Annotated in this window: 3 protein-coding genes; 2 read left to right on the forward strand and 1 reads right to left on the reverse strand. The window is 64.6% G+C overall.

Features of this window, described 5'->3' with window-relative positions; translation table 11 throughout:
* Positions 1-126 precede the first annotated feature (126 nt).
* Positions 127-534, reverse strand: coding sequence for a hypothetical protein (locus GSQ79_RS19070; RefSeq protein ID WP_158810251.1), 408 nt, complete (start codon positions 532-534; stop codon positions 127-129).
* Between GSQ79_RS19070 and GSQ79_RS19075 the strand changes: the two genes are divergently transcribed.
* Positions 533-769 (forward strand): hypothetical protein, encoded by a 237-nt coding sequence (locus GSQ79_RS19075; protein WP_158810252.1) that lies wholly within the window; start codon positions 533-535, stop codon positions 767-769. The two genes, GSQ79_RS19070 and GSQ79_RS19075, sit on opposite strands and share 2 nt — an antisense overlap.
* Positions 766-970, forward strand: a 205-nt coding sequence (locus tag GSQ79_RS29085) for a hypothetical protein (protein ID WP_210253140.1), incomplete at its 3' end; no start/stop codon positions are given. The genes GSQ79_RS19075 and GSQ79_RS29085, both read left to right, overlap by 4 nt.

Here is a 970-nt window from a genome sequence, read left to right on the forward strand (position 1 = left end):
CCGCGACCGACTGGGTCGATGCGCGCCGCATCATCAACGGCACCGACCACGACACCGACGTCGCGGCGATCGCGGAGCACTTCTTCACCGCGCTGAAGATCTCGATCGTGCTGGTGTCGAAGCCAGCTAGGTCTTGATCGCTTCCAAGAGGTCTGTCGCCCGCTGCATCCGATCCCACCGCCGCTTGTCGACGGTAACGACTTCCATCGTGTGAAGCTCGGCGCCGTCATCGAATTTCCATGACACGACTTCGAGAAGCGCATCCTGCGCCGCACGAACCTGCGTCAGCAACTCAAGCATCCGGTCGCTGGCTTCCTTGAGGTACTTGCCCGGGTTTTTCAGAACATCGTCTTGGTGAGCCTCTAGCTCGCCGATCAGCGTCGCGAGCTTCCGCGCGTGCTCGCGATCGGCCTTACCGAAGTCGCGCGTGATCACCGTCGCACCGTGCTCGCTCATTGCTGAAGCCCCGTCATTCGCAAAGCGAAACCTATCCCGCGCCGGCGGCTCCCGGCAATCTATCAGGAAGTCTGACATGACCGTCTCTCCGAAGGTCTCGATGGCGATCAACGCCGGTTTCGTGCTGCTCGGCGCCATCGGTGGCGGTGCACTCGCCATCCCCGATTTTATCCCCGCCGGCGCCGCGCACCAGGTCGTTTCGACGGCCTCGTTCGTGTTCGGCTGCTACGGCATCGTGAACGCCTACCTGCACGGCGTATCCGCGCCGCAGGCCGGCCCGCTCGTCGCGAAGCCGGTCGAGCCCCAGTCGTGAACGCGCTCTCGCTCCTCCCGCTGCTGCCGGCGCTCGTCGCCAGCGGCAAGTCCGGCGAAGCGCTCGGCGACCTCGCAGGGCTTGCCCCGGTAGTCATGCCGGTGGCGGACAAGTCCGAGTCCTTGACCCAGCTCATCGAGAGGCTGCCGGCGCTTCACAAGAGCGGCAAGTTCAAGCAGATGGGCGACGAGATCCACAGCC

Origin of the sequence: Beijerinckia sp. L45 (assembly GCF_009765775.1) — a bacterium.
GTDB lineage: Bacteria > Pseudomonadota > Alphaproteobacteria > Rhizobiales > Beijerinckiaceae > RH-AL1.